Origin of the sequence: Hymenobacter lapidiphilus (assembly GCF_003417065.2) — a bacterium.
GTDB lineage: Bacteria > Bacteroidota > Bacteroidia > Cytophagales > Hymenobacteraceae > Hymenobacter.
Window position 1 is genome coordinate 105,308 of sequence record NZ_QVLT01000006.1, and the last position, 21,596, is coordinate 126,903.

Here is a 21,596-nt window from a genome sequence, read left to right on the forward strand (position 1 = left end):
ACTAGCTGTTATTACCGGATGCGGATTCAGCTGCTACCCTTAGCGCCGTTTGAAACTTCTGCGGAGCGTCGAGGTACAGCGCCAGTCGTTCGACGGTTTGGGGCAGGCCGTAGGGGCCACTGGCATAGTGAGGCTCGTTCAGCGTGAGAAGCAGGTTAGGCGGGGTGAGCAGCAAGCGAGCCGCATTTACGAGGCCCGGCGCGGCGGGCGGCACATCGTTGATTGGAATGCAGGCGGTGATGGCCGTGGCGGGCAGGCGTAATTCCCACAGAAAACCCACTCGCAGGACCAGCTCGCCGCTGTCCGTCAGGCGCACCGGCCGCAGGCGCACGGCCCGCAGGTGGGCCAGCAGCAACAGCAAACCGTAGCCGTGCAGCAGCCCTCCCCACAGCGCCGCCGTGGGGCTCCAGCGCAACAGCAACACATGCGCCACCCCCATTTCCACCACCGACAACAGCCCCACCGTGGCGAAGTAAGCCGTAAAGGCCGATTCACGGTAGGCGGTAAATACCTGGTCGGTGGGCCGGATTTCGGGGCGGCCCCGCCAGCTCAGCAGCGCATAGTAGAACAGGCTAATTTCGCTCACCAGGGGCGCGAGCGGCCGGCCGAACACGGTTTGGAAGGCCACTTGCAGGTTCGCCACCACGTCAGGATTCTCTTCGGCCGCCACCCGGTAGGCCAAGCGCAGGCGGCGCAGGTTCAGCAAAGCCAGCCCCGCCACCAACGCTTCCACGGCTACCAGGCTGTGCTTTGCCCACTGCACGTACGTTTGCTGGGCCGTCGGGAGCAGCCAAAACGCCAACGCCACGGCTCCGGCGAAGGCCGCCGCCACGGCTCCGGCGAAGGCCGCCGCCACGGTGCTGGCAGGCAGCCGGTAGGGCCGCACTATCAACAGGTAGAACAGGCCGGGCAGCAGGACCAGCACATCAAAGCTGACGGCGGCGGGCAATGCGGGGCGAAAGGTAAAATCGGGCCGTTGGATGACCAAAAATTCGAACCCGATTACGGCCAGCAGCAGGAAACCAAAGGCCAGCGCGAAACGGTAACGGGTAAGGGCAGCAGCAAGCATGGGCTTCAACTAAAAGGTTAACGGGCTGTTGGGGCTACGTATCTTTACGGCCCGTACTTTTCCTTCAGCCTGCCCCCGGTATGACGAAGCTTAGCGTAAACATAAATAAAATAGCCACCCTGCGGAATGCCCGCGGCCATAACCGCCCCGATTTATTGCAGGCGGCCCGCGACATCGAGCGATTCGGAGCCGACGGCATTACGGTGCATCCGCGCCCCGATGAGCGCCACGTCCGCTACCAGGACGTGCGCCACTTGAAGGCCGTGGTAAAAACCGAGCTGAACGTGGAGGGCAACCCGACGCCCGATTTCCTGGAACTCGTGCGCGAAGTGCGGCCCGAACAGGTGACGCTGGTGCCCGATGCGCCCGACGCCATTACCTCCAACGCCGGCTGGAACACCATTGAACACCAGGATTATCTGCGCGACATCGTGACCGAGTTGAAGGGCCTGGGCTGCCGGGTGAGCATCTTCCTCGACCCCGTGCCCGAGCTGGTGCGCGCCGCCGCCACCACCGGCACCGACCGGATTGAGCTCTACACCGAAGACTACGCCAGACGCTACCACACCGACCGCGAAGCCGCCCTCCTACCCTACCGCGAAGCCGCCCAGCTGGCCCAGCAGCTCGGCCTAGGCCTTAATGCCGGCCACGACCTCGACCTCGACAACCTCGCCTACATGGCCCAGCACCTGCCCGGCCTGGCTGAAGTCAGCATCGGCCACGCCCTGATTTGCGACGCGCTGTACCTGGGCCTGGAAAACACCGTGCAGCTGTACCGGCGCTGCCTATCAGGAGGCAAAAATTAGAAACGGACGTTTAGCCGCCCGGCTCCACTCCGTTTCACTCATCCAGAAAGTCCTTTTTAATTCAATCGATGCCCCGTCTTACCCTGCCTGATTTTCTGCGAACCGAAGCCAACGGACCCATTCTGGATGTGCGGGCGCCGGTCGAGTACGCGCAGGGGCACATTCCGGGCGCCATGAGCTTTCCGCTGTTTACCGACGACGAGCGGGCCCGCATCGGCACCACATATAAGCAGCAGAGCCAGGATAAGGCCGTATTGCTGGGGCTCGATTTGTTTGGGCCCCGCATGAGCCAAATGGTGAAACAGGCCGGCAAACTGGCCTCGAATAAGCAGGTACGCGTGCATTGCTGGCGTGGCGGCATGCGCTCGGGGGCCGTGCAGTGGCTGCTGGAGCTGGCCGGTTTTAAGGTGCAGCTGCTTGATAAAGGCTACAAGGATTACCGCCACTGGGCGCTGGCCGAGTTCGAGCAGCCCCGCACTATGTGGGTGCTGGGTGGCCTCACGGGCTCGGGCAAAACCGACGTGCTGCATGCGCTGGCCGCCCAAGGCCAGCCCATGCTCGACCTCGAAGGCCTAGCGGCCCACAAAGGCTCGGCTTTCGGCAGCATCGGCCAGCCCGAGCAGCCTACGCAGGAGCAGTTCGAGAATGAGCTGGCGGCCCGACTGGCCGCGCTGCCCACCGAGGCTCCGTTTTGGGTAGAGGATGAAAGCCGTGGCATCGGGCGCGTGGCGGTGCCGGGTGGCCTGTTCGAGCAGCTGCGCACGGCCCCGCTGGTGGTGCTGGAAATTCCGCGCGAGGTGCGGGTGAGCAAGCTGGCCGACGAGTACGGCCGCCAGGACCCGGCCGCGCTGGCCGCCTCGGTGCTACGCATCCGCAAGCGTCTGGGCGGGCTGGCCACCAAGGAGGCCCTGGCCGCCATTGGCGGCAACGACATGGAAACGATGGTGAGCCTCGTGCTCGATTACTACGACAAAACCTACTCGCACGGCCTCGACGGCCGCCCCTTCGTAACTGTACCCTCCGACACCTGCGACCCGGTAGTGAATGCCGGGCTGGTGCTGGAAGCGGCGCGTTCTTTATAGCTTTCATGCATTGTTTCGCAGTGGATGACGCAGTACACGGCCACCCCGAAACACTGCGTCAGCCACTGCAAAACACTGCGTGAAATAACTCCTCAACCATGATTGAAACCGATAAAATCCGCCTTACCCAATACAGCCACGGCGCGGGCTGCGGCTGCAAAATCGCGCCTAAGGTGCTCGACCAGATTCTGCACACCAGCCTGCCCCAGCCCGCTCACGACAAGCTGCTCGTGGGCAATGCCTCGCGCGACGACGCGGCCGTGTACGACATCGGCGGCGGGCAGGCCGTTATCAGCACCACCGACTTCTTCATGCCCATCGTCGATGACGCCTACGATTTCGGGCGCATTGCTTCGGCCAACGCCATTTCTGATGTGTACGCCATGGGCGGGCGGCCCATTATGGCCATTGCCGTGCTGGGCTGGCCCATTGACAAGCTGCCACCCGAAGTGGCCCGCCGCGTGATTGAGGGTAGCCGCAGCATCTGCGCCGAAGCGGGCATTCCGTTGGCCGGCGGCCACAGCATCGACTCGCCGGAGCCCATTTTCGGGCTGGCCGTTACGGGTCTGCTCGACATCAAGAACCTCAAGCAGAACGATACGGCCACGGCCGGCTGCGAGCTGTACCTGACCAAGCCATTGGGCGTGGGCATGCTGACTACGGCCCAGAAAAAAGGTATTCTGCGGCCCGAAGACGAGCAGCTGGCTCCCCAGAGCATGATGCTGCTGAATAAAATCGGGGCTGATTTGGGGCCGCTGGAAGCCGTGCGGGCCATGACCGACGTAACGGGATTCGGGCTGCTGGGCCACCTGGCCGAGGTGTGCGAGGGCAGTAACCTGACCGCCGAAATCGAGTTCGATAAGGTGCCCCTGATTCCGGAGGCCGCTGCCTACTACGCCCAGAAGTCGATTCCGGGTGGCACGGTGCGCAACTGGGATTCCTACGGCCATAAAGTGGGCGCCGTAACCGACGAGCAGCGCGCCTGGCTCTGCGACCCGCAGACTTCGGGCGGCCTGCTCGTGTGCGTAGATCCGGCCGGCCGTGAGGCCGTACGCGCCGTGTTCGGGCAGCACGGGCTGGCGCTGGAACCCTTTGGCACGTTGCGGGCGCACCAGGCCGACGAGCCCTGGATACTGGTGAGCTAAGCCCACCGAATGAAGCTCCTCTCCTTTCTACGGCCACTGCTGGAGGTGGCCGCGCTGGTGGCTGCGTTAGTGCTGGGGCTGCGGCTGTTTAGCGGCCTGTTCAGCCGCAAAAGCCACGCGTACCGGCTAAGCTATGCCCGGCAGCTGCGGCTGCTGTTCTGGCCGCTGCTATGCCTGGGCGTGGGGCTGCCGTTTTTGGGGGCGTTTTTTTATGCCGATACCTTGGCTCCGCACGAGTGGGTGCTGCTGTTGGTGATGACGGTGGTCGTGCTGGGCTTTGCGGGGCCGGCGCTACTGCTGCATGGGCAGTACGGCATCCGCAACCTGCACACCACGCTGGTTTTCGAGCCTAAGCAGAACCGGCTGGAAGTGTACGAGGGCACCACCCAAATTCCGTTTGAGAAGCACGACCTGCTGCGCGTCGAGCGGGTTACCTGCCGTTCGCGCCGCCCCTTCTGGAGCGCCTACGACTACCTGCGCCTGCACCTGCGCGACGGGCAGACGATTACACTTACTTCGGCGCTGACTGACTTGCAGCCGCTGACGGAGTTCCTGCGCAATACCCCGCTGGAACGGCGCCAGGTCTGGATTTGCTGGCTGTAGCGGCCGGTTGCCCGGGCATTACATACGGGCAGCCGGCGTTTATGCTGGCGCCTTGGCGCTTTATGCGTAGCGTTTCACCTACGGTCAGCCAACCTGCTGCCCGGTAGGTGAAACGTTATCAGCCGCAATGAAATAAGCACTAGGGCCGAGCGTTGATTGGCAGCTACAAAATAATAGTACATTTAGCCATCAGTGCCGCACCTGGACTCCGTTACGCCAGAGTAAGCAAATCCTCCCCCTTATCTGCTGCCGATGCGGTGCCTTCTGCTCGTTGCCTTGCTGCTCAGCAGCCTGTGGGGACAGGCAGCTTCGGTGCCCGAGCTGCGGCAGCAACTGCAGACCCAGCCAGCCGACACGGGCCGCGTCCGGCTTCTGAACGAACTGTGCTATATCCTGCACGACAACCGTCCTACCCTGGCCCTGCGCTACGGCGAACAATCCGTAGTACTGGCCCGCAGACTATCCGACCGCCCCGGCCTGATGCGCGGGCTGCTGGCGCTGGCCAGCTGCTACGCCAACCTGGCCGATGGCCCGCACGCGCTGGAACTACAGCAGGAAGCCCTGCTGCTGGCCCGGCAGCTGCGCTCCAACGATGGGCTGGTGCGCAGCTTTACGGGCATGGGCAGCGTGTACCACGAGCGCAACGATACAGCCGCGGCCCTGCGCAACTATCGCAGGGCCCTGCGCTTCGCCTACGAGCCCGATGTGAAGGTAAGCTCGCAGCTGATGCTGTTCGGCAACCTGGGCAACCTGTATTTCACGATGCGCTACCGCTCGCGGGGTATGCTGTTTACCCGTCGGGCGCTGGCGCTGGCCCGCGACAACGGCGACCGGGCCGGCGAGTCGCTCTACCTGGCCAACCTGGGCACCTATTATCTGCAAATGAAGCGCCTGGACATAGCCGAAGGCCTGCTGCGCAAAGCCGTGAGCCTGCTGGAGCCGCTGCCCGGCCAGCGCTTCGAAGCCGGCCATCTGGAGCTGCTGGCCACGGTGCTGCTACTCAATAATGAGCTGGAGGAAGCCGAGGAGCTCACCCGCCGGGCCCTAGGGCTGGCCCGCAACCTCGACTATCAGGAGCGGGTGCTCGATGCCTACAGCCTGCTGGCCGACATTAGTGCGGCCCGCCGCGAGTACGACAAGGCCTACGAATGGCAGCTGCGGTTTCGCGGCCTCAACGACAGCCTTAACAGCCGCTCGCGCCTGCAAACGCTTTTGGCCCTGCAAACCCGCTACGAAACGGCCGATAAGGAACGGATTATTCAGCAGCTCACCGACCGCGAAAACGTAATGCGGCAGCGTAACCAGGCCCAGGTGGTTGCCATCGTGACGCTGCTGCTGGGCCTGGGCGGGGCCGGGCTGCTCTACACCAAGTTGCGCCGTAGCCGCGCCGCGGTGGCCGCCAACAACCAGGCTTTGGAGCAAACCTCGGCCGAGCTGCGCCAAGTGGCGGCTTCCAAAGACCGGCTTTATGCCATTGTAGCCCACGACCTGCGCGGCCCCGTCACGTCGTTTGCCAGCGTTACCGAGCTGATTGATTTTTACCTGCGCCAGGGCGACGAGGCCGGCCTGCGCCGCTTGCCTGAACTGGTGCGCCAATCGGCTCAGCAGCTCAACCACCTGCTCGATAACCTGCTCAACTGGGCCGTCAGCCAGACGGGCGAGCTGGCCTTCCGGCCGCAGGTGCTGGCCGTGGCTGAGCTATTCGAAGACACCCACCGTCTGTACGCCAACGCACTGGAAGCCAAGCAGCTCACAATGCACCTCGATGCCGGACCGGAGCTATTGCTCTGGGCCGATTCCCACATGACCCAGACCGTCCTGCGTAACCTGGTGGGCAATGCCCTGAAGTTTACGCCTGCGGGCGGGCAGGTCTGGCTGGCGGCCAAGGAGAGTAGCCCCGGGCGGATAACGCTGCAGGTGCAGGACACGGGTTTGGGCATGATGCCCGAGCAAGTAGCCGCGCTACACCGTTCCGAAGCCTTGGCCCCACCACCCCTGCAGGGCCCGCGCTCAGGCACAGGCCTGGGGCTGCTGCTGTGCCGGGCCTTCGCCAGCCGGCAGGCCGGCTCACTGCGCATCGAAAGCACCTTTGGCCAAGGCACTACGGTGTTTGTTACGCTGCCCGCGGCCCTGCCCGAGGCACCGGCCAAAGAGGGTGAAGTGAAGCGCTAAGAAAGGAAAGCCACCTCTCCCCAACCCATTTCGCTATTTTTGCGGCCTATGCTGCAACTTCACTACCGCGAAACGGGGCAGGGCACCCCACTGGTTATCCTCCACGGCCTGTTTGGCACCCTCGACAACTGGCAGACGCTGGCCCGGCGCTGGGCTGAGGCCGGCCACCGCGTCATTTCGGCCGATTTGCGCAACCACGGCCGCTCGCCCCACTCGCTCGAGCACACCTACCACCTGATGGCCGCCGACGTGCTCGGCCTGTTCGACCAACTGGGCCTGGGCCCCGACACCACGCTGCTCGGCCACAGCATGGGCGGTAAAACAGCCATGCGCTTCGCCCTCGATTACCCCGATCGTTTGGGCAAGCTCATTGTAGTGGACATTGCGCCCCGTGCCTCCGATATGCGCCACCAGGATGCTATTCTGGCCGGTTTGAACGCGGTCAACTTTACGCAATGCACCAGCCGCCAGGCCGCCGACGATGCCCTAGCCCGCCATATACCCAGCTTTGGGGTGCGGCAGTTTCTACTCAAAAATCTTTACCGCCAAGAGGATAATACGTTTGCCTGGCGCGTGAATCTGCCGGTCCTCACGGCCGAAATGGCCGACATCGGAATCGAAATAACGGGTGCGCAGCCCTTCGGCAAGCCGGCGCTATTCATCAACGGCGGCACCTCCGACTATATTGACGCCACCGATAAGCTCCACGGCATTCCGGCCCTGTTTCCCAACTCGCAGGTAGCCACCGTACTCGACGCCGGCCACTGGGTGCATTCCGAAAAGCCCGACGAGGTATTCGGACTCGTGCAAGCCTTCATAGGGCAGTGAATTGTCATTCCGGGCGAAGCGAGGAATCTGGGTCAGCTCATTGTCCAGTAGCGTTCAACAACCTGATCGAGATTCCTCGCTTCACTCGGAGTGGCAATTCACCCATTCACCGAGTCACTCATTCACCAATCAACCGCTATGTCCGGCACGCTTTACCTGATTCCTACCATTCTGGCCGACGACACGGAGGCGCAGGTGCTGCCGCCGCAGGTGGCGGCGCGGGTGGCGGCGCTATCGTGCTTTCTGGTGGAAAACGCCCGCACGGCCCGCCGTTTCATCAAGCGTGTGGCCCCGGAGCACGTCATCGAGCAGCTGCAAATCAGCGTGATTGACAAAGACAGCACCGAAGCCCAGGTGCAGGCCGCGCTCCAGCCCGTACTCCAGGGCCAGGATGCGGGCGTGATTTCGGAAGCCGGCTGCCCCGGCATTGCCGACCCGGGGGCTGAGCTGGCCCGCCGTGCCCACCAGCTGGGCATCACGGTAGTGCCGCTGGTGGGGCCCAGCAGCCTGCTGCTAGCCCTGATGGCTTCGGGCATGAACGGGCAGAGCTTCACCTTCCACGGTTACCTACCCATTGAGCGGGCCCCAAGGCTGGCGGCCATCAAAAAGCTGGAGCAGCAGGCCCTGCAGCTGCACCAGACCCAGCTGTTCATCGAAACGCCCTACCGCAACCTGCCGCTGCTGGATGATTTACTCGCCGGATTGCACCCCGGCACCCGTCTCTGCGTGGCCGTCAGCCTCACCGCCCCCAACGAGTTCATCATCACCGATACGGTAGCTGGTTGGCGCAAACGCCCCAAACCGAATATTCACAAGCAGCCAGCGGTATTTTTGGTGGGAATGTAGGGGCGGAACTTGCCCCCGCCCGCCGTTCGCACTGCGTCAACGATAATCGTTCAACGGCGGGCGGGGACAAGCCCCGCCCCTACGTTGTTCTCCTAGCTCATCAAGCTATACACTATCCACGAGGATACGTAAGCCAGGCCAGTCATGTACACGAGCTGGAGCATGGGCCACTTCCAGCCTTTGGTTTCGCGGTAGGTGGCGGCTAGGGTGCTCATGCACTGCATGGCGAACACGTAAAACACGAGCAGCGAAAATGAGCGGGCCGGCGTGAAAAAGGGCTGGCCGTAAATGTCCTTTTCGGCGGCCAGCTTCTGCTGCACCGTCAGCTCATTGGCGTCCTGGCCCACGCTGTAAATCGTGCTCATGGTGCCCACAAATACCTCGCGGGCGGCGAAGGAAGTTATCAGCGAAATACCGATTTTCCAGTCGAAGCCCAGCGGGCGGATGGCCGGCTCCAGCACGTGGCCGAAGATGCCGGCGTAGGAGTTTTCGAGCCGCTCGGAGGCTACGCGGGCTTCGGTTTCGTCGGGGCTCAGGCGCTGGGTGGCGGCGGTGGCGCGGGCCTGGGTTTCTACCTGCTCCAGGCGGCCGGGCGGGCCGTAGGTGGCCAGCACCCAGAGGATAATGGAAATGGCCAGAATTACCTTACCGGCCTGGAAAACGAAGGTTTTCACCTTCTCCAGAATGGTAATACCCACGTTTTTCCAGCGCGGCCAGCGGTACACCGGAAACTCCATAATGAAGTAGCTCCGCTCGTTAGTGCGCATCAGCAGCTTCATGGCCCAGGCCGAGAAGATGGCCGCGAAAAAGCCCAGCAAATACAGCCCCATCAAGGCAAAGCCCCGCAGATTGAAGATGCCCAGCACCGCTTCGTCGGGTACTACCAGCCCAATGAGCACGGTGTAAACCGGAATGCGGGCCGAGCACGACATGAGCGGCGTGACGAAAATGGTGATGAGCCGGTCTTTGCGGTTTTCGATGGTGCGGGCGCTCATGATGGCTGGCACGGCGCAGGCCACGCCCGAAATCAGGGGCACGATGCTCTTGCCGTTCAACCCAAAACGCCGCATGATGCGGTCCATCATGAAGGTTACGCGGGCCATGTAGCCGGTTTCTTCCAGCACCGCAATAAAGGCGAAGAGCAGCGCAATCTGCGGGATGAAAATCAGTACCCCGCCCAGACCCGCCAGCACACCCTCGGTGAGCAGGTTGATAAGCGGGCCGCTGAAATTGGTTTGGATAAGGCCGTTAATCCACGCTACGCCCTGGTCAATCAGCTCCATAGGGTAGCTGGCCCAGGCAAATACGGCCTGGAACATCAAAAACAGGACACCGAAGAAGATGGCGTAGCCCCATACCCGATGCGTGAGCACCTTATCGAGGCGGTTGCTGTAGGGCTCGTTCTGCTCGGTGCGCGTTACCGTCACGCAGTTCAGCAGAATCTCATTGACGCGGGCGTAGCGGGCAATCGTTTCCTGGGCCTGCCGAACGGTAGGCTTGAAGTCGTACTGCGTCGTCAGCTCCTCCAGGTAAGCCCGGTCGTCGGGGCTCAGGAAGGTGAGGTGGCGGTACTGGTGGGCGTAGTGCAGCGCCAGGTAATCGTTGTGCAGGTTGAAGTAGTAGCGAATCTGCCGCACCATCGGCACCAGGTCCTCCTCGGGCTCGTAGAAACCCACCGTGGGCGGCCCGAGCGTCTGGCTCATCAGGATTTTGAGGGCCGCAATACCCACGCCTTTACGGGCGTTCAGCGGCACTACGGGCACGCCCAGTTCCTGCTGCAGGGCCTCAATGTCAATCTGGATGCCGTGCTGTTCGGCTGTGTCCATCATGTTGAGGGCTAGGATGGCGGGCAGGCCCAGATCGGCCAGCTGCGTGAACAGCAGCAGGTTGCGGCGCAGGTTGCTGGCGTCCACTGTCACCACCACAAAATCGGGGTACTGCGGGCTGGTGTGGTCGTAGAACAGGCTGGTGATTACCTTCTCGTCGAGGCTCTTGGGGTAGAGCGAGTAGGTACCCGGCAGGTCGATTATTTCGGCCCGCAGCTGGGGCGTGAGCTGGCTGATGCCGGTTTTGCGGTCGACGGTGACGCCAGGAAAGTTGCCGACTTTCTGGTTGAGGCCAGTGAGCTGATTGAACAGCGACGACTTGCCCGAGTTGGGGTTGCCCACCAGCGCAATGCGGGCCAGCAGGCCGCCTGCCCGCCCGGCGGCCACTTGTAGCCGCTCCGCCGACCCGGCAACGCCGGCCGGATCCGTAATCATATCCTCCCCGCTCGTCATCCGGGCCCTCGTTATTTCAGCAGAATAGTGGCCGCCTCACTTACCCTGAGCGACAGCGTGTAGTCGCAATGCTCGCCTACCACCAGCGTGATGGGGCAGCCCAGCGGCGCCCGGCTGTTGAGGCGCACCTGCGTGCCGGGAATGCAGCCCATTTCGAGCAGCTTAAGGGCCATTTCGGGGTCCTCGAGGCAGCAAATCGTGGCCGATTCGCCCAGCTTGAGGTCTTTTACGCTACGGCGTGTAGTCGGGGCGGAGACAAGGGTGGAAGGGTCGGGCACGGCAGGGAGTTATTTAGATTCTCTTCAAACAAAGATACTACCCTTTTATGTTTCGGCCAAAATTCGCTCTTGCTACCCAATTGGGCAGTGGCCTGCTAAGTAACTGAGCTATAATTATTCCGAAATGAAATTGCATTAGTATAAATATTCTTTGAAGTATTGCGCGTAGTGCCTATTTTCATTGTAGTTTTGGCATATATCTTAGTCTGGTTACCCATGATCCCACGTTTACTTGCCCTGTTTTGCCTGCTTCTGGCATTTCCACTGCTAAGCTTTGCCCAGGAGGCAAAAATTACCGGCCGCATCGTTGATGAAGCTAGTAAAGAGCCTATCCCATTTGCTTCCATCGGCCTCAAGGAAGAGCAGACTGGTGCCCTGACCAACGAGTACGGTTTTTTTCAGATGGCCATGCCCCAGAAAAGCCCGCAGGACTCACTGGTTATCGTAGCCCTGGGCTACCGCCGCAAATCGGTCCTCATCAAGCCTGGCCAGAAGGTGCAGGACATGATCATTGAGGTAACCAAGCTGGCCATCAAGCTGGAGAACGTAAACGTAGTCAGCAGCGCCAAAATCAAGAACCTGGCGCTGGGCTCGCGCTCCAACACGCCCGGCGAAGGCATGATTCAGGGCATGCCCGGCAGCCAGTACGCTTTCTTCGTGAAGAATGAGAAGGGCAAGGCGCTGGGCAACGTGCGCACCGTGTCGTTCTACATCGGCGAAAATGGCTTTCCTCGCGAGCCGTTCCGCGTGCGCCTCTACAAGGCCGACGGCAACTACAACTCGCCCAACACCGACCTGCTCACCGAGAACATCGTGGTATCGGCTCCGAAGGGTGGCGAATGGTACACTGTCGATCTGACCGAGTACAACATTGAGGCTCCCAAGGAAGGCTTCTTCGTGGCAATGGAGTGGATTGTGAGCGGCGACAACTTCTACACCGTCAACTTCATGGACAACTACACGCCCTACGGCCAGATTCTGCGCCCCACTTTCGAATACAAGGAGGCCCTGACCTGGAACTACACCATGGGCCGCGGCTGGAGCCTCATCACGCTGGCCAACGACGGCAAGCGCTACAACGCCATGATTCGCGCCGAAGTAGACCAGATCAAGTAAAACACAGCTGTTGCAGCTGAAAAAGCTGCCGCAGATTCCAGGCGCATCTTTTTCTGGTAAGTCCTAAACACAAAAACAGCCCGCTTATAGCGGGCTGTTTTTGTGTACGGAAAGCTGAAAAGGAGTAGTCAGTTTTAAGTAGACAGGCTACCTAAACTCTGCGGCATCTTTTTCAGCTGCAACAGCTGTATTCTATTTGAGCACGGCAATTTCTACGCGCCGGTTTTGCTGGCGGCCGGCGGGGGTGGCGTTGGTGGCAACGGGGTTTTTCTCACCCATCGATTCTAGGCTGACCATGTCGGCCTTCATCATACCTTTCGTCACGAGCCACTCTTTCACGGCGGCGGCTCGCTCCCGGGCCAGATCCATGTTGTAATCCTTGGAGCCGCGCGAGTCGGCGAAGCCCAGTACGCGCACCTGCTTGCCCTGGTAGCGGCGGTTGATGGAGGCGCCGATTTCGGAAAGTGCACGGGTAGCAGTAGGCTTGATGATGGCCTTGTCGGTATCGAAGAGGACTTCTTCATCGAGGCCGTACAGGTTTAGGCGGTCGTTTTCACGCACCTTAATCTCGGGCAGGTCGATTTCCTCCATTTTGGCGTCGCGCATCTCGGCGTCGTTTATAGTGAAAGCATCTTCGACGGCGTTTTCGGTGGCATTAGCGGCAGAATTGACCATACCTTCGGCGGAGCGGCCATTATCGAATACTACGGCCGTATCGGCAGTGGCTTCGGAGGCCTCGTTTACCTCCGCCGGATTTTTCAGGTCGGAGCAGGAGGCCAGCATTGCAACGGCGGCCAGCGCGGGGAGGAAGATCTTTTTCATCTGAAAGGAAGAAATAGGGAAGTGAGTGGAAAATGTAGCCTGCTTTACGCGAACTAGGCCGTTACGTTGGGGCAGCCGTGCCGGTCGCGCAAAAGCGCGGTATGCCGGCGCTCGGCATAGTTCATCACCTAACTCCTGCCGCTTTTCTACTCCGCCACGAACACCCGCTTCACCCGCTCGCTCACGTTGGTGAGCAGCTCGTAGGCAATGGTGCCGATGCGGCCGGCCAGCGCGGGCAGCGGCAGGCCTTCGCCAAACACCACGGCCTCGTCGCCGGCCCGCACGCCGGCCAGGCCGGTTACGTCCACCATGCACATATCCATGCACACGCTGCCCACCAGCGGGGCGCGCTGCCCCCGGATGAGCACCTCCCCCACCCCACTGCCGAAGCGCCGGTCGTAGCCGTCGGCGTAGCCGATGGCCAGCGTGGCAATGCGCCGCTCGTGGGCGGTGGCCTCGCCGCGGCGGCCATAACCCACGGTGTAGCCGGCGGGCAGGGTTTTCACCTGCGAAACGGTGGTGCGCAGGGTACTCACGGACCGCAGCGCGTCGGGCTGCTGGCCGCTGGCCTCCACGCCATACAGGCCGATGCCCAGGCGCACCATATCGAACTGGGCCTCGGGAAAGCGCACAATGCCGGCCGAGTTGAGGGCGTGTTTGAGCACGGGGTAACCGATAATGTGCTCCAGCACCGGCGTGAGGCGGGCGAAGGCGGCCAACTGGCCCCGCGAGAAGCCGTCGTGGCCGGTCTCGTCGGCACTGGCCAGGTGGGTGAGGATGCTGGCCACCGGCACCAGCACGGCGTTGGCGTGCAGCAGCGCGCCCAGTTCGGCCACGTCTTCTTCGCCGAAACCCAGGCGGCGCATGCCGGTATCGAGCTTGAGATGGATGGGCGGCAGCGGGGCCTGCCGGGCGGCATCGAGGTAGCCCTGCAGCAGCTCGAAGGAGTAGATTTCGGGCTCCAGGTGATACTGGCGCAGCGTGGCGAACGAGTCGGGGGCCGGATTCATCACCATAATGGGTAAGCTGATGCCCTGGCGGCGCAGTTCCACGCCTTCGTCAGTGTAGGCCACGGCCAGGTAGTCGGCGCGGTGGAACTGGAGCAGATTGGCTACTTCCATTGAGCCGCTGCCGTAGGCGAAGGCCTTCACCATCACCATCAGCTTCACGCCGGGGCGCAGGCGGCGGCGGTAGAAGTTGAGGTTGTGCACCAGCGCATCGAGGTTGACTTCGAGCACCGTGCCGTGCAGCTTCTGCTGGAGCGCGGCCACCACCCGCTCGAAACCGTAGCGGCGGGCGCCCTTCACCAGCAGCAGCTCCTGCCGGAAATCGTCGGTCCTGAAATCGGCCAGCAGCGCGTCTGTGTCGGGATAGAAGCGGGTTTGCAGGCCCGCGAAGGCTGCCTGGTGCTGGCTGATACCGGGGCCAACGCCGATGAGGCGCACCACGCCCGAGGCGGGCAGCAGGGCCGCCACGCGGGCATACAGCTCGGCCCCTTCGAGGCCCGATTCGAGCACATCGGAGAGGATGAGCGTGCGCGGCAGGCGGCGGGGCTGGCGGCTGAGCGCGTCGAGGGCCAGTCGCAGGCCGGCCAGGTCGTTGTTGTAAGTGTCGTCGAGCACGTAGCAGCCGTTGAGGGCCTGCTTCATCTCCAGGCGCATGGCCACGGGCTGCAGGCGCTCCAGCCGCCGCTGGATTTTGTCGGGAGCCAGCCCGCGGTGCAGCAGCACCACGAGGCCGTGCAGGGCGTTTTCCACCGAGGGCTCGTCGGCGAAGGGCAGCGTGAAGGTATGCGCTTCGGCCCCAGTCTGCTTGATGCGCAGCACGGTGCGGTCGGCCAGCGTTTCTTTTACTGACACCAGCCAACGGGCCTCGCCGGCCTCGTACACGGTCCGCTGGCGCGTCCAGGCGGCCAGGATTTCGGGCGGCAGCTGGCGGCGGGCGGCGGCGTGTACCAGCGGGTGGTCGGCGCAGTAGAACAGCGTCTCGACTTCCGCAAACAGCGCCATCTTCTCGGCTACTTTTTCTTCCCAGGAAGTGAAGCCGGCATCGTGGGCCGTGCCCAGGTTGGTGAAGATGCCCAGCGTGGGCTGGATGACGCGGGCCAGCCGCGCCATTTCGCCGGGCTCAGAAATACCGGCCTCGAAAATGCCCAGCGTGTGCCGCGCGTTCAGCTCCCACACGCTCAAGGGCACGCCCACCTGCGAGTTGTAGGAGCGCGGGCTCTTGCACACCAGCTCATCGGGGCTCAGCAGCTGCGCCAGCCACTCCTTCACAATGGTTTTGCCATTCGAGCCCGTGATGCCGAACACGGGCAGCGCGAACTGCTGCCGGTGCCCGGCCGCCAGCGCCTGTAGCGTCGCCAGCACGTCATCCACCGCCAGCAAACCAGCTTCCGGATAGGCCGCCGCGCCGCCCGGCAGCGCCACGCCGGCTTCCACCACAAACTGGCGCACGCCGCCCCGGTAGAGCTCGGGCAGGTAGCGGTGGCCGTCGTGCTGGGGGCCGCGCAACGCGAAAAACAGGCTGTCGGCGGGCGTTTCGACGCGGCGACTGTCGAGCAGCAGCCGCTGCACCGGGGCCAGGGCAGCGGGTTGCTGGAGCACGGTGCCGCCAAGCAGCGCGGACAGGTCGGAGAACTGGAGCATGGGGCAAAAGTAGAACGTGAGCGGCGAGAAGCTGCGGCAGACAGAACGTGAGTGAGAAGGACGTCATTCAGAGCGTAGCGAAGAATCTCGCGTGCTGACGTTGAGTTAGTATTGCAAGGACTTCATGCGAGATTCTTCGCTGCGCTCTGAATGACGTTCTTCCTGCCCGGCGTTCTTTTTGCCCGGCTCCTCTTCCGCTACTTCCACCCCCGCGAACATATAGTACCTTCGGGCTTCCGATTCCGACTTCTTTTCAAGCCGAATGACTACTCTTCCCCGCCCAACGCCCGCGCCGCTGTGGCGCCGGGTGCTGCCGCACCTGCTGGCCGTACTATTTTTCCTGGCGCTGGCCAGCGTGTATTTCGCCCCGATTCTGTTCGAGGACAAAACGTTGGCCCAGCACGATATCGTGCAGTTCAACGGCGGGGCCCGCGAGGCGGCCCAGTTCCGCGAGGCCACCGGCGAGGAGGCGCTCTGGACCAATTCCATGTTCTCGGGCATGCCCACCTACCTTATCAGCACCCGCTTCCCGGGCGATTTGAGCATCTACCTGCACAAACTGTTCACGCTCGATTTGCCGGCCGTGGTAGCCAACCTGTTTCTGGCGCTGGTGTGCGGCTACGCGCTGGGCCTAGCGCTGGGCCTCTCGCCGCTGCTGAGTGCGGTGGGCGCGGTGGCGCTGGGCTTCACGAGCTACAACCTCATCATTCTAGCTGCCGGCCACAACACCAAGAGTCTGGCACTGGCCTACGCGCCGCTGGTGCTGGCGGGCCTGCTCGTCACGTTCCGGCGCAACAAGTGGTTGGGCATGGCCCTTTTCACGCTGGGGCTGGCCATGAATATCCGCTCCAATCACCTCCAGATAACCTACTACCTGCTGCTGCTAGTACTGGTGTTTGGGGTAGTGGAGCTGATTTTTGCCTTTAAAGAGAAGCACCTGCCCGAGTTCTTCACGCGCACGGCACTGCTGGCCGTGGGGGCGCTGCTGGCGGCAGGCGTAAGCTTCGGCCGCCTCTACACCACGCTCGAATACGGCCAGTACAGCATCCGGGGCCGCTCGGAGCTAACCACGCCGCCGCCCGCTTCGCCCGGCCAGCCCGTGTCGCAGGACCCGGTGGAGGACGGCTCCGGTCTCAACCGCGAGTACGCCTTCAGCTACAGCTACGGCATCGGCGAAACGGCCACGCTGCTGATTCCCAACTTTTACGGCGGCGCTTCGCAGATGAAGCTGAGCGAGAATTCGGCCACCGGAAAGGCCCTGGTGGCCGCCGGCGTGCCGCCCGCGCAGCTGACCGATTACCTGGCCCAGATGCCCACCTACTGGGGCGACCAGCCCATCACGAGTGGGCCGGTATACGTGGGCGCGGTGGTGTTTTTCCTGTTTGTGCTGGGGCTGATGGTGGCCGACCGCCGCACCCGCATCTGGCTGCTGGTGGGCACGCTGCTGTCCATCGTGCTGGCCTGGGGCAAGAACTTCGAGACGTTTAACTACCTGATGTTCGACCTGTTTCCGGGCTACAACAAGTTCCGGGCGGTGAGCATGGCGCTGGTAATTGCCCAGTTGGCCATGCCGGTGCTGGCGGTGCTGGCGCTGGCGCGGGTCCTGCGCGGCCGCCCCGGCTTCGCACCGGCCCCGGCGGCCGCGCCCATCAGCAGCCACCCTAGTCTGGCTGCGCTGGCCGGCCGGCCCCTTGATGATGCCGATACGGCTTACCTGAAAAAGCACGTGCTGCGGGCCCTGGCCATTACGGCCGGGCTGTGCGTGCTGGCTTTTCTGGTGGGTCTGGTTTCCGATTTCGCGGCCCCCATTGATGCCCAATTGCAGCAGGGCGGTTTCCCCCTCGAAGCCATCCGGGCCGACCGCTCCTCCATGCTGAATGCCGACGTGTTCCGCTCGCTGCTGTTTATGGCGCTGGCGGCCGGGGTGCTGTGGTTTTTTCTGCAGCGCAAGCTTTCAACCGGTATGGCCGCCGCGCTGGTGGGTTTACTCACGCTGGTTGACCTATGGGGCGTGGATAAGCGCTACCTCAACGACGGCAACTTCCAGCGCGAAACCGTGGCCGAGCAGTTCGTACAATCGGCCGTGGATGAGCAGATTCGGCAGGACAAGGACCTGAGTTATCGGGTGCTGAACATGGCCAACCCATTCAACGACGCCCAGACCTCCTACTACCACAAGAGCATCGGCGGTTACCACGGCGCTAAGCTGCGCCGCTACCAGGATTTGATTGAGCGGCAGATTTCGCCCCAGCTCCAGCGCATCTACACCGAGAACCGGCCCGACGCGGCCCCGGTCCTCAACATGCTCAACACCCGCTACCTCATCACGCCGCCCGCCGAGAAGCAGCCCGCCCAGGCCATCCGCAACCCCGGCGCACTGGGCAACGCCTGGTACGTGAGCCAGGTGCAAACCGTGCAGAACCCCGACCAGGAAATCAAGGCCCTGACGACCCTCGACCCCGGCACCACGGCCGTCGTGGACGCCTCGAAGTTTCCGGGCCTCAAACCCAGCTACGCCGCCGCGGGCTCCACCATTGCCCTCACCAAGTATACCCCCAACGCCCTCACCTACCGCACCACCGCCGTGCAGGATGGCCTGGTGGTATTCTCAGAAATCTATTACGCCGACGGCTGGCAGGCCTACCTCGACGGCAAGCCCGTGCCGCACCTGCGCGCCGACTACGTACTGCGGGCCCTGCCAGTGCCGGCCGGTACCCACACCATCGAATTCAAGTTCGAGCCCACCGCCTACGCCCTGGGCAACACGGTGTCACTGGTATCGTCGGTGCTCCTGATTTTGCTGCTGTTGTGGGCCACTTACTACGCCTTTTGGGGCCAGCCGGCTGCCGAGCAGCAGGGTGAGTTGGCGGTGGGATGAATGGTGAATGAGTGAAATACTTTGTCATCCTGAGCGAGCGAAGGACCTATGCAGGAGCTAACATCAGGTGGTAGCCTCTGTATAGGTCTTCGCTTCGCTCAGGATGACAGATGTACTGTTAGCCCTCTCAGTGTGAACCCATCATCTGCTGACCTCCCCATCTCACCCCTTGGCGAACACCACGGCGTGCAGTTCCTGTTGGCCCGCGACGAGCTGACGCATCCGGAGCTGCCGGGCAATAAGTGGCGCAAGCTGAAGTATAACCTGAGGGAAGCCGACCGGTTGGGGCTGAACACGTTGCTGACGTTTGGCGGGGCCTACTCCAACCACCTAGCGGCCGTAGCCGCCGCCGGCCGCCTCACGGGCCGCCGCACCATCGGCTTCGTGCGCGGCGATGAGATGGCTGGCCGGCCGCTCAACCCCACCCTGGCCCGCGCCCGTGCCGACGGTATGGAGCTGCACTTCCTCGACCGCGAAACCTACCGTCGCAAGCACGAGCCAGCCGTGCTCGCCGCTTTGCTCCACGACACCGGCCCGGCCTACGTGCTGCCCGAAGGCGGCTCCAACACCCTCGCTTTGCCCGGCTGCGCCGAACTGGCCCGGGAGCTGCTGGCCCGCACCGATTTTGACGTGCTGGCCGTGGCCTGCGGCACCGGCGGCACGCTGGCCGGCCTGCTCACTGGCCTGAACGGCCAGCGCCAGGCTCTGGGCATATCCGCCCTCAAAGGCGCCGACTTCCTGCGCGCCGACATCGACCAGCTCACCCAGCAGGCCACCGGCCGCACCTACGCCAACTGGGAGCTGCGCACCGACTACCACGGCGGCGGCTACGCCCGCCTCACGCCGGAGCTGCGGCAGTTTATTGTTGATTTCCAGCAGCGCCACGCCATCCTTCTCGATCCTATCTACACCGGCAAGCTGCTGTTCGGGCTGCTGGATTTGGCAGCGAAGGGCCATTTCCGGCGCGGCAGCACGGTGGTAGCCATCCACACCGGCGGGTTGCAGGCCTGGGCTGGGTTTGGTGGCGAGCCGGGCTGAGTGAGTTTTGATGTAGCGCGAAGCTCCGGCTTCGCGTATCGTTGAACGATTATGGACGGCGCACTATTAGCAACGATGCGCGAAGCCGCAAGCTTCAAGCGGTAAGCTGATGCCCTCCACCAGCAAGGTGTCAGCTTACCGCTTGAAGCTTGCAGCCAGTTCGCCGTCAAACGGGTTTCGCACGTATCATACCCAAACTCAATCACTCCTTCCGACGATGCCCCAACTACTGCGCCGCCTACTGCCACTGCTGTTTCTGGTAGGACTGGGGTGGTTTCTCTGGACTAAAGTGCGCCCCGCGCTGGCCGATTTTGAGAATCCGCTCGACCCCAGGCCCCGCGTAACCGTCACCCACAACACGGTGCTGCAGAAGGTGGAGGCGCTGGGCCGCATGGAGCTGGTACGCTACGAGTTCCGCGATGTGGTGGAGTATAAGAAGAGCACCTACCGCTTCCTGCCCGATGCCAAAGTGGCCCTCATTGTGGCCGGCAACGCCATCGGCTGCCTCGATTTGCGCAAGCTGCGGCCCCAGGATGTCGTGCTCGAAGGCGACTCGATAGTGCGCGTGGCCCTGCCGGCACCCGAGCTCTGCGTCTGGCAGATTGACCACGCCAAGAGCAAAGTATACAGCATCGAAAACGGGTTTTTTCAGGATGCCGAACTGGTGGATGCGGGCTACAAGTACGCCGAGCAGAACGTGCGCCGCGCCGCCCTCGATTCCGGCATCCTGGCCCAGACCGAGCAGAATGCCCAGCAGATTCTGCGGCCCATGCTCGAAACCATGACCGACCGCCGCGTTATCCTGAGCCGGCAGATGCAGAACCCGACGGTGCCAGCAAAACGGTAGGCCTATTTATTTGGGCATTGCCGTAGAGAAGCACGCGGTAAATTGGCCGCTCACAATCTACTTAACCCTTGAGTTGCTGATTGTATGAACTCAGATAAAGCGCTCGAATTGCTACTACTACACAGTTCCACCCAGTCCAACCCACCTGACGACCGTTGGACTACCGGCTTTCTGGGGATGCTTCGGCCGTATAAGGGTTTGATAGAGCATAATTTTCACGAAGTTATGTTGGCGCTACGGGTACTGGCTCCTGCATTCGCGGAGCATGAGACCCAGCTTAGCCGCCCACTTATTACAGCCGTCTGGGTCATTTGCCACCTCGGCCGCGCTTGGGGCTTAGAGCCCGAGGGCATGCTGCAACGCAACAACCTGATACTACCTGCCGACACTGAGCGCCTCAGTGAGTGGCTCAGCATCATTAGTGATACCGTAAGTTGTCTGCTCGAAGGACAGGACTCCGAAGTAGCGTTTGAGGCCTATAACTTCTACCTACAGGACTCTGGGCAGCTGCCGTTATAGTGGCTATTCGTCTTCATCCTCAGACTCCTTACCCAAATCGTCCAGCGCCATTTTGATCAGGTCCTGCTCGTAGCCTTTGCCCATCAGGTATACCTGGATTTTCTGGCGGCGCTTGCCGGGGTGACGTTCTTTTTCCTGGCGGTCCTTTTTTTCGAGCAGGTCTACTAGATTCTGGTAATACTGGTCGCCGTCGATTTCCTTCATTCCTGATTTCATGCAGTAGTCAGAAATACCCTTCTGCTTAAGCTCCTGCATAATGCGGCGGCGGCCCCACTTCTTCTGGCTGTAGTGGCCGCGCACGTAGGCCTGGGCAAAACGCTCCTCGTCGAGCAGCTTTTCGCGACTGAGGCGGATGATAATTTCGCCCGCCTCGTCTTCGTTGAGGCCGTAGCTGCGCAACTTAGCTTCCACTTCTTTCTGGTAGCGCTCCTGGTAGGCGCAGAACTCAGCAATTTTGCGCAGGGCCTCGGTGGGAGTATAGAACTTGGGAGCGGCGGGTTTGAACATAGCGGGCTAGAGAAAAATGGGCGCGAAACAATATACCCATCCCAACAGCAATCAGCACCAAATAGCTCACTGATGCGCTGCAGAACTATGCCTAGCATTACGACCGAACGATT

The 21,596-nt window shown here is 62.3% G+C and carries 17 protein-coding genes; 11 read left to right on the forward strand and 6 right to left on the reverse strand.

All coding sequences use genetic code 11. The annotated features are described in order from the left end of the window. Nucleotide 1 precedes the first annotated feature (1 nt). Nucleotides 2-1,069 (reverse strand): hypothetical protein, encoded by a 1,068-nt coding sequence (locus tag D0N36_RS05420; protein ID WP_147320761.1) that lies wholly within the window; start codon nucleotides 1,067-1,069, stop codon nucleotides 2-4. An 80-nt stretch (nucleotides 1,070-1,149) separates the two neighbouring features. Here D0N36_RS05420 and D0N36_RS05425 point away from each other — a divergent pair, with 80 nt between their 5' ends. The 7 genes from D0N36_RS05425 (at nucleotide 1,150) to D0N36_RS05455 (ending at nucleotide 8,551) form a co-directional block, all read left to right on the forward strand. Further along, complete coding sequence (locus D0N36_RS05425) at nucleotides 1,150-1,875, forward strand: pyridoxine 5'-phosphate synthase (RefSeq protein ID WP_116940396.1); 726 nt, start codon at nucleotides 1,150-1,152, stop codon at nucleotides 1,873-1,875. Nucleotides 1,876-1,943: 68 nt separating this feature from the next. After that, entirely contained in the window at nucleotides 1,944-2,957 is a 1,014-nt protein-coding gene (gene mnmH / locus D0N36_RS05430) for a tRNA 2-selenouridine(34) synthase MnmH (RefSeq protein WP_116940397.1), read from the forward strand. Between the two features lie 98 nt (nucleotides 2,958-3,055). Next, nucleotides 3,056-4,102: a selenide, water dikinase SelD gene (selD, locus tag D0N36_RS05435; RefSeq protein WP_116940398.1), complete on the forward strand. Its 1,047-nt coding sequence runs from the start codon at nucleotides 3,056-3,058 to the stop codon at nucleotides 4,100-4,102. Between the two features lie 9 nt (nucleotides 4,103-4,111). After that, entirely contained in the window at nucleotides 4,112-4,705 is a 594-nt protein-coding gene (locus tag D0N36_RS05440) for a hypothetical protein (RefSeq protein WP_116940399.1), read from the forward strand. A gap of 252 nt (nucleotides 4,706-4,957) precedes the next feature. After that, entirely contained in the window at nucleotides 4,958-6,877 is a 1,920-nt protein-coding gene (locus tag D0N36_RS05445; protein WP_116940400.1) for an ATP-binding protein, read from the forward strand. Between the two features lie 48 nt (nucleotides 6,878-6,925). Beyond that, nucleotides 6,926-7,705: an alpha/beta fold hydrolase gene (locus D0N36_RS05450; RefSeq protein WP_116940401.1), complete on the forward strand. Its 780-nt coding sequence runs from the start codon at nucleotides 6,926-6,928 to the stop codon at nucleotides 7,703-7,705. 138 nt (nucleotides 7,706-7,843) lie between these two features. After that, nucleotides 7,844-8,551, forward strand: a complete 708-nt coding sequence (locus D0N36_RS05455) for an SAM-dependent methyltransferase (RefSeq protein ID WP_116940402.1) — start codon at nucleotides 7,844-7,846, stop codon at nucleotides 8,549-8,551. A 92-nt stretch (nucleotides 8,552-8,643) separates the two neighbouring features. Here the strand turns inward: D0N36_RS05455 and feoB are convergent, their stop codons facing one another. Beyond that, nucleotides 8,644-10,812, reverse strand: a complete 2,169-nt coding sequence (gene feoB, locus D0N36_RS05460) for a ferrous iron transport protein B (protein WP_242478812.1) — start codon at nucleotides 10,810-10,812, stop codon at nucleotides 8,644-8,646. A gap of 29 nt (nucleotides 10,813-10,841) precedes the next feature. Beyond that, on the reverse strand, nucleotides 10,842-11,108 hold the full coding sequence (locus D0N36_RS05465) for a FeoA family protein (protein WP_116940404.1): 267 nt from the start codon (nucleotides 11,106-11,108) through the stop codon (nucleotides 10,842-10,844). Nucleotides 11,109-11,324: 216 nt separating this feature from the next. Between D0N36_RS05465 and D0N36_RS05470 the strand changes: the two genes are divergently transcribed. Next, on the forward strand, nucleotides 11,325-12,224 hold the full coding sequence (locus tag D0N36_RS05470) for a carboxypeptidase-like regulatory domain-containing protein (protein WP_116940405.1): 900 nt from the start codon (nucleotides 11,325-11,327) through the stop codon (nucleotides 12,222-12,224). Between the two features lie 192 nt (nucleotides 12,225-12,416). On the opposite strand, the gene D0N36_RS05475 is transcribed toward D0N36_RS05470, so the two are convergent. Next, nucleotides 12,417-13,046, reverse strand: a complete 630-nt coding sequence (locus D0N36_RS05475) for an OmpA family protein (RefSeq protein ID WP_116940406.1) — start codon at nucleotides 13,044-13,046, stop codon at nucleotides 12,417-12,419. A 146-nt stretch (nucleotides 13,047-13,192) separates the two neighbouring features. Further along, nucleotides 13,193-15,694 carry a bifunctional UDP-N-acetylmuramoyl-tripeptide:D-alanyl-D-alanine ligase/alanine racemase gene (locus D0N36_RS05480; RefSeq protein ID WP_116940407.1) on the reverse strand — a complete coding sequence of 834 codons (2,502 nt, stop codon included), beginning with the start codon at nucleotides 15,692-15,694 and terminating at the stop codon, nucleotides 13,193-13,195. 262 nt (nucleotides 15,695-15,956) lie between these two features. Between D0N36_RS05480 and D0N36_RS05485 the strand changes: the two genes are divergently transcribed. The 3 genes from D0N36_RS05485 to D0N36_RS05495 all read left to right on the forward strand — a co-directional run bounded on the left by D0N36_RS05485 (nucleotide 15,957) and on the right by D0N36_RS05495 (nucleotide 20,457). After that, nucleotides 15,957-18,572: a YfhO family protein gene (locus tag D0N36_RS05485; protein WP_116940408.1), complete on the forward strand. Its 2,616-nt coding sequence runs from the start codon at nucleotides 15,957-15,959 to the stop codon at nucleotides 18,570-18,572. 132 nt (nucleotides 18,573-18,704) lie between these two features. Continuing rightward, nucleotides 18,705-19,610 (forward strand): 1-aminocyclopropane-1-carboxylate deaminase/D-cysteine desulfhydrase, encoded by a 906-nt coding sequence (locus tag D0N36_RS05490; protein WP_242478813.1) that lies wholly within the window; start codon nucleotides 18,705-18,707, stop codon nucleotides 19,608-19,610. A 217-nt stretch (nucleotides 19,611-19,827) separates the two neighbouring features. Beyond that, complete coding sequence (locus D0N36_RS05495; RefSeq protein ID WP_116940410.1) at nucleotides 19,828-20,457, forward strand: DUF4230 domain-containing protein; 630 nt, start codon at nucleotides 19,828-19,830, stop codon at nucleotides 20,455-20,457. A 522-nt stretch (nucleotides 20,458-20,979) separates the two neighbouring features. Here D0N36_RS05495 and D0N36_RS05500 read toward each other — a convergent pair. After that, complete coding sequence (locus D0N36_RS05500; RefSeq protein WP_116940412.1) at nucleotides 20,980-21,483, reverse strand: regulatory protein RecX; 504 nt, start codon at nucleotides 21,481-21,483, stop codon at nucleotides 20,980-20,982. Nucleotides 21,484-21,596 lie beyond the last annotated feature (113 nt).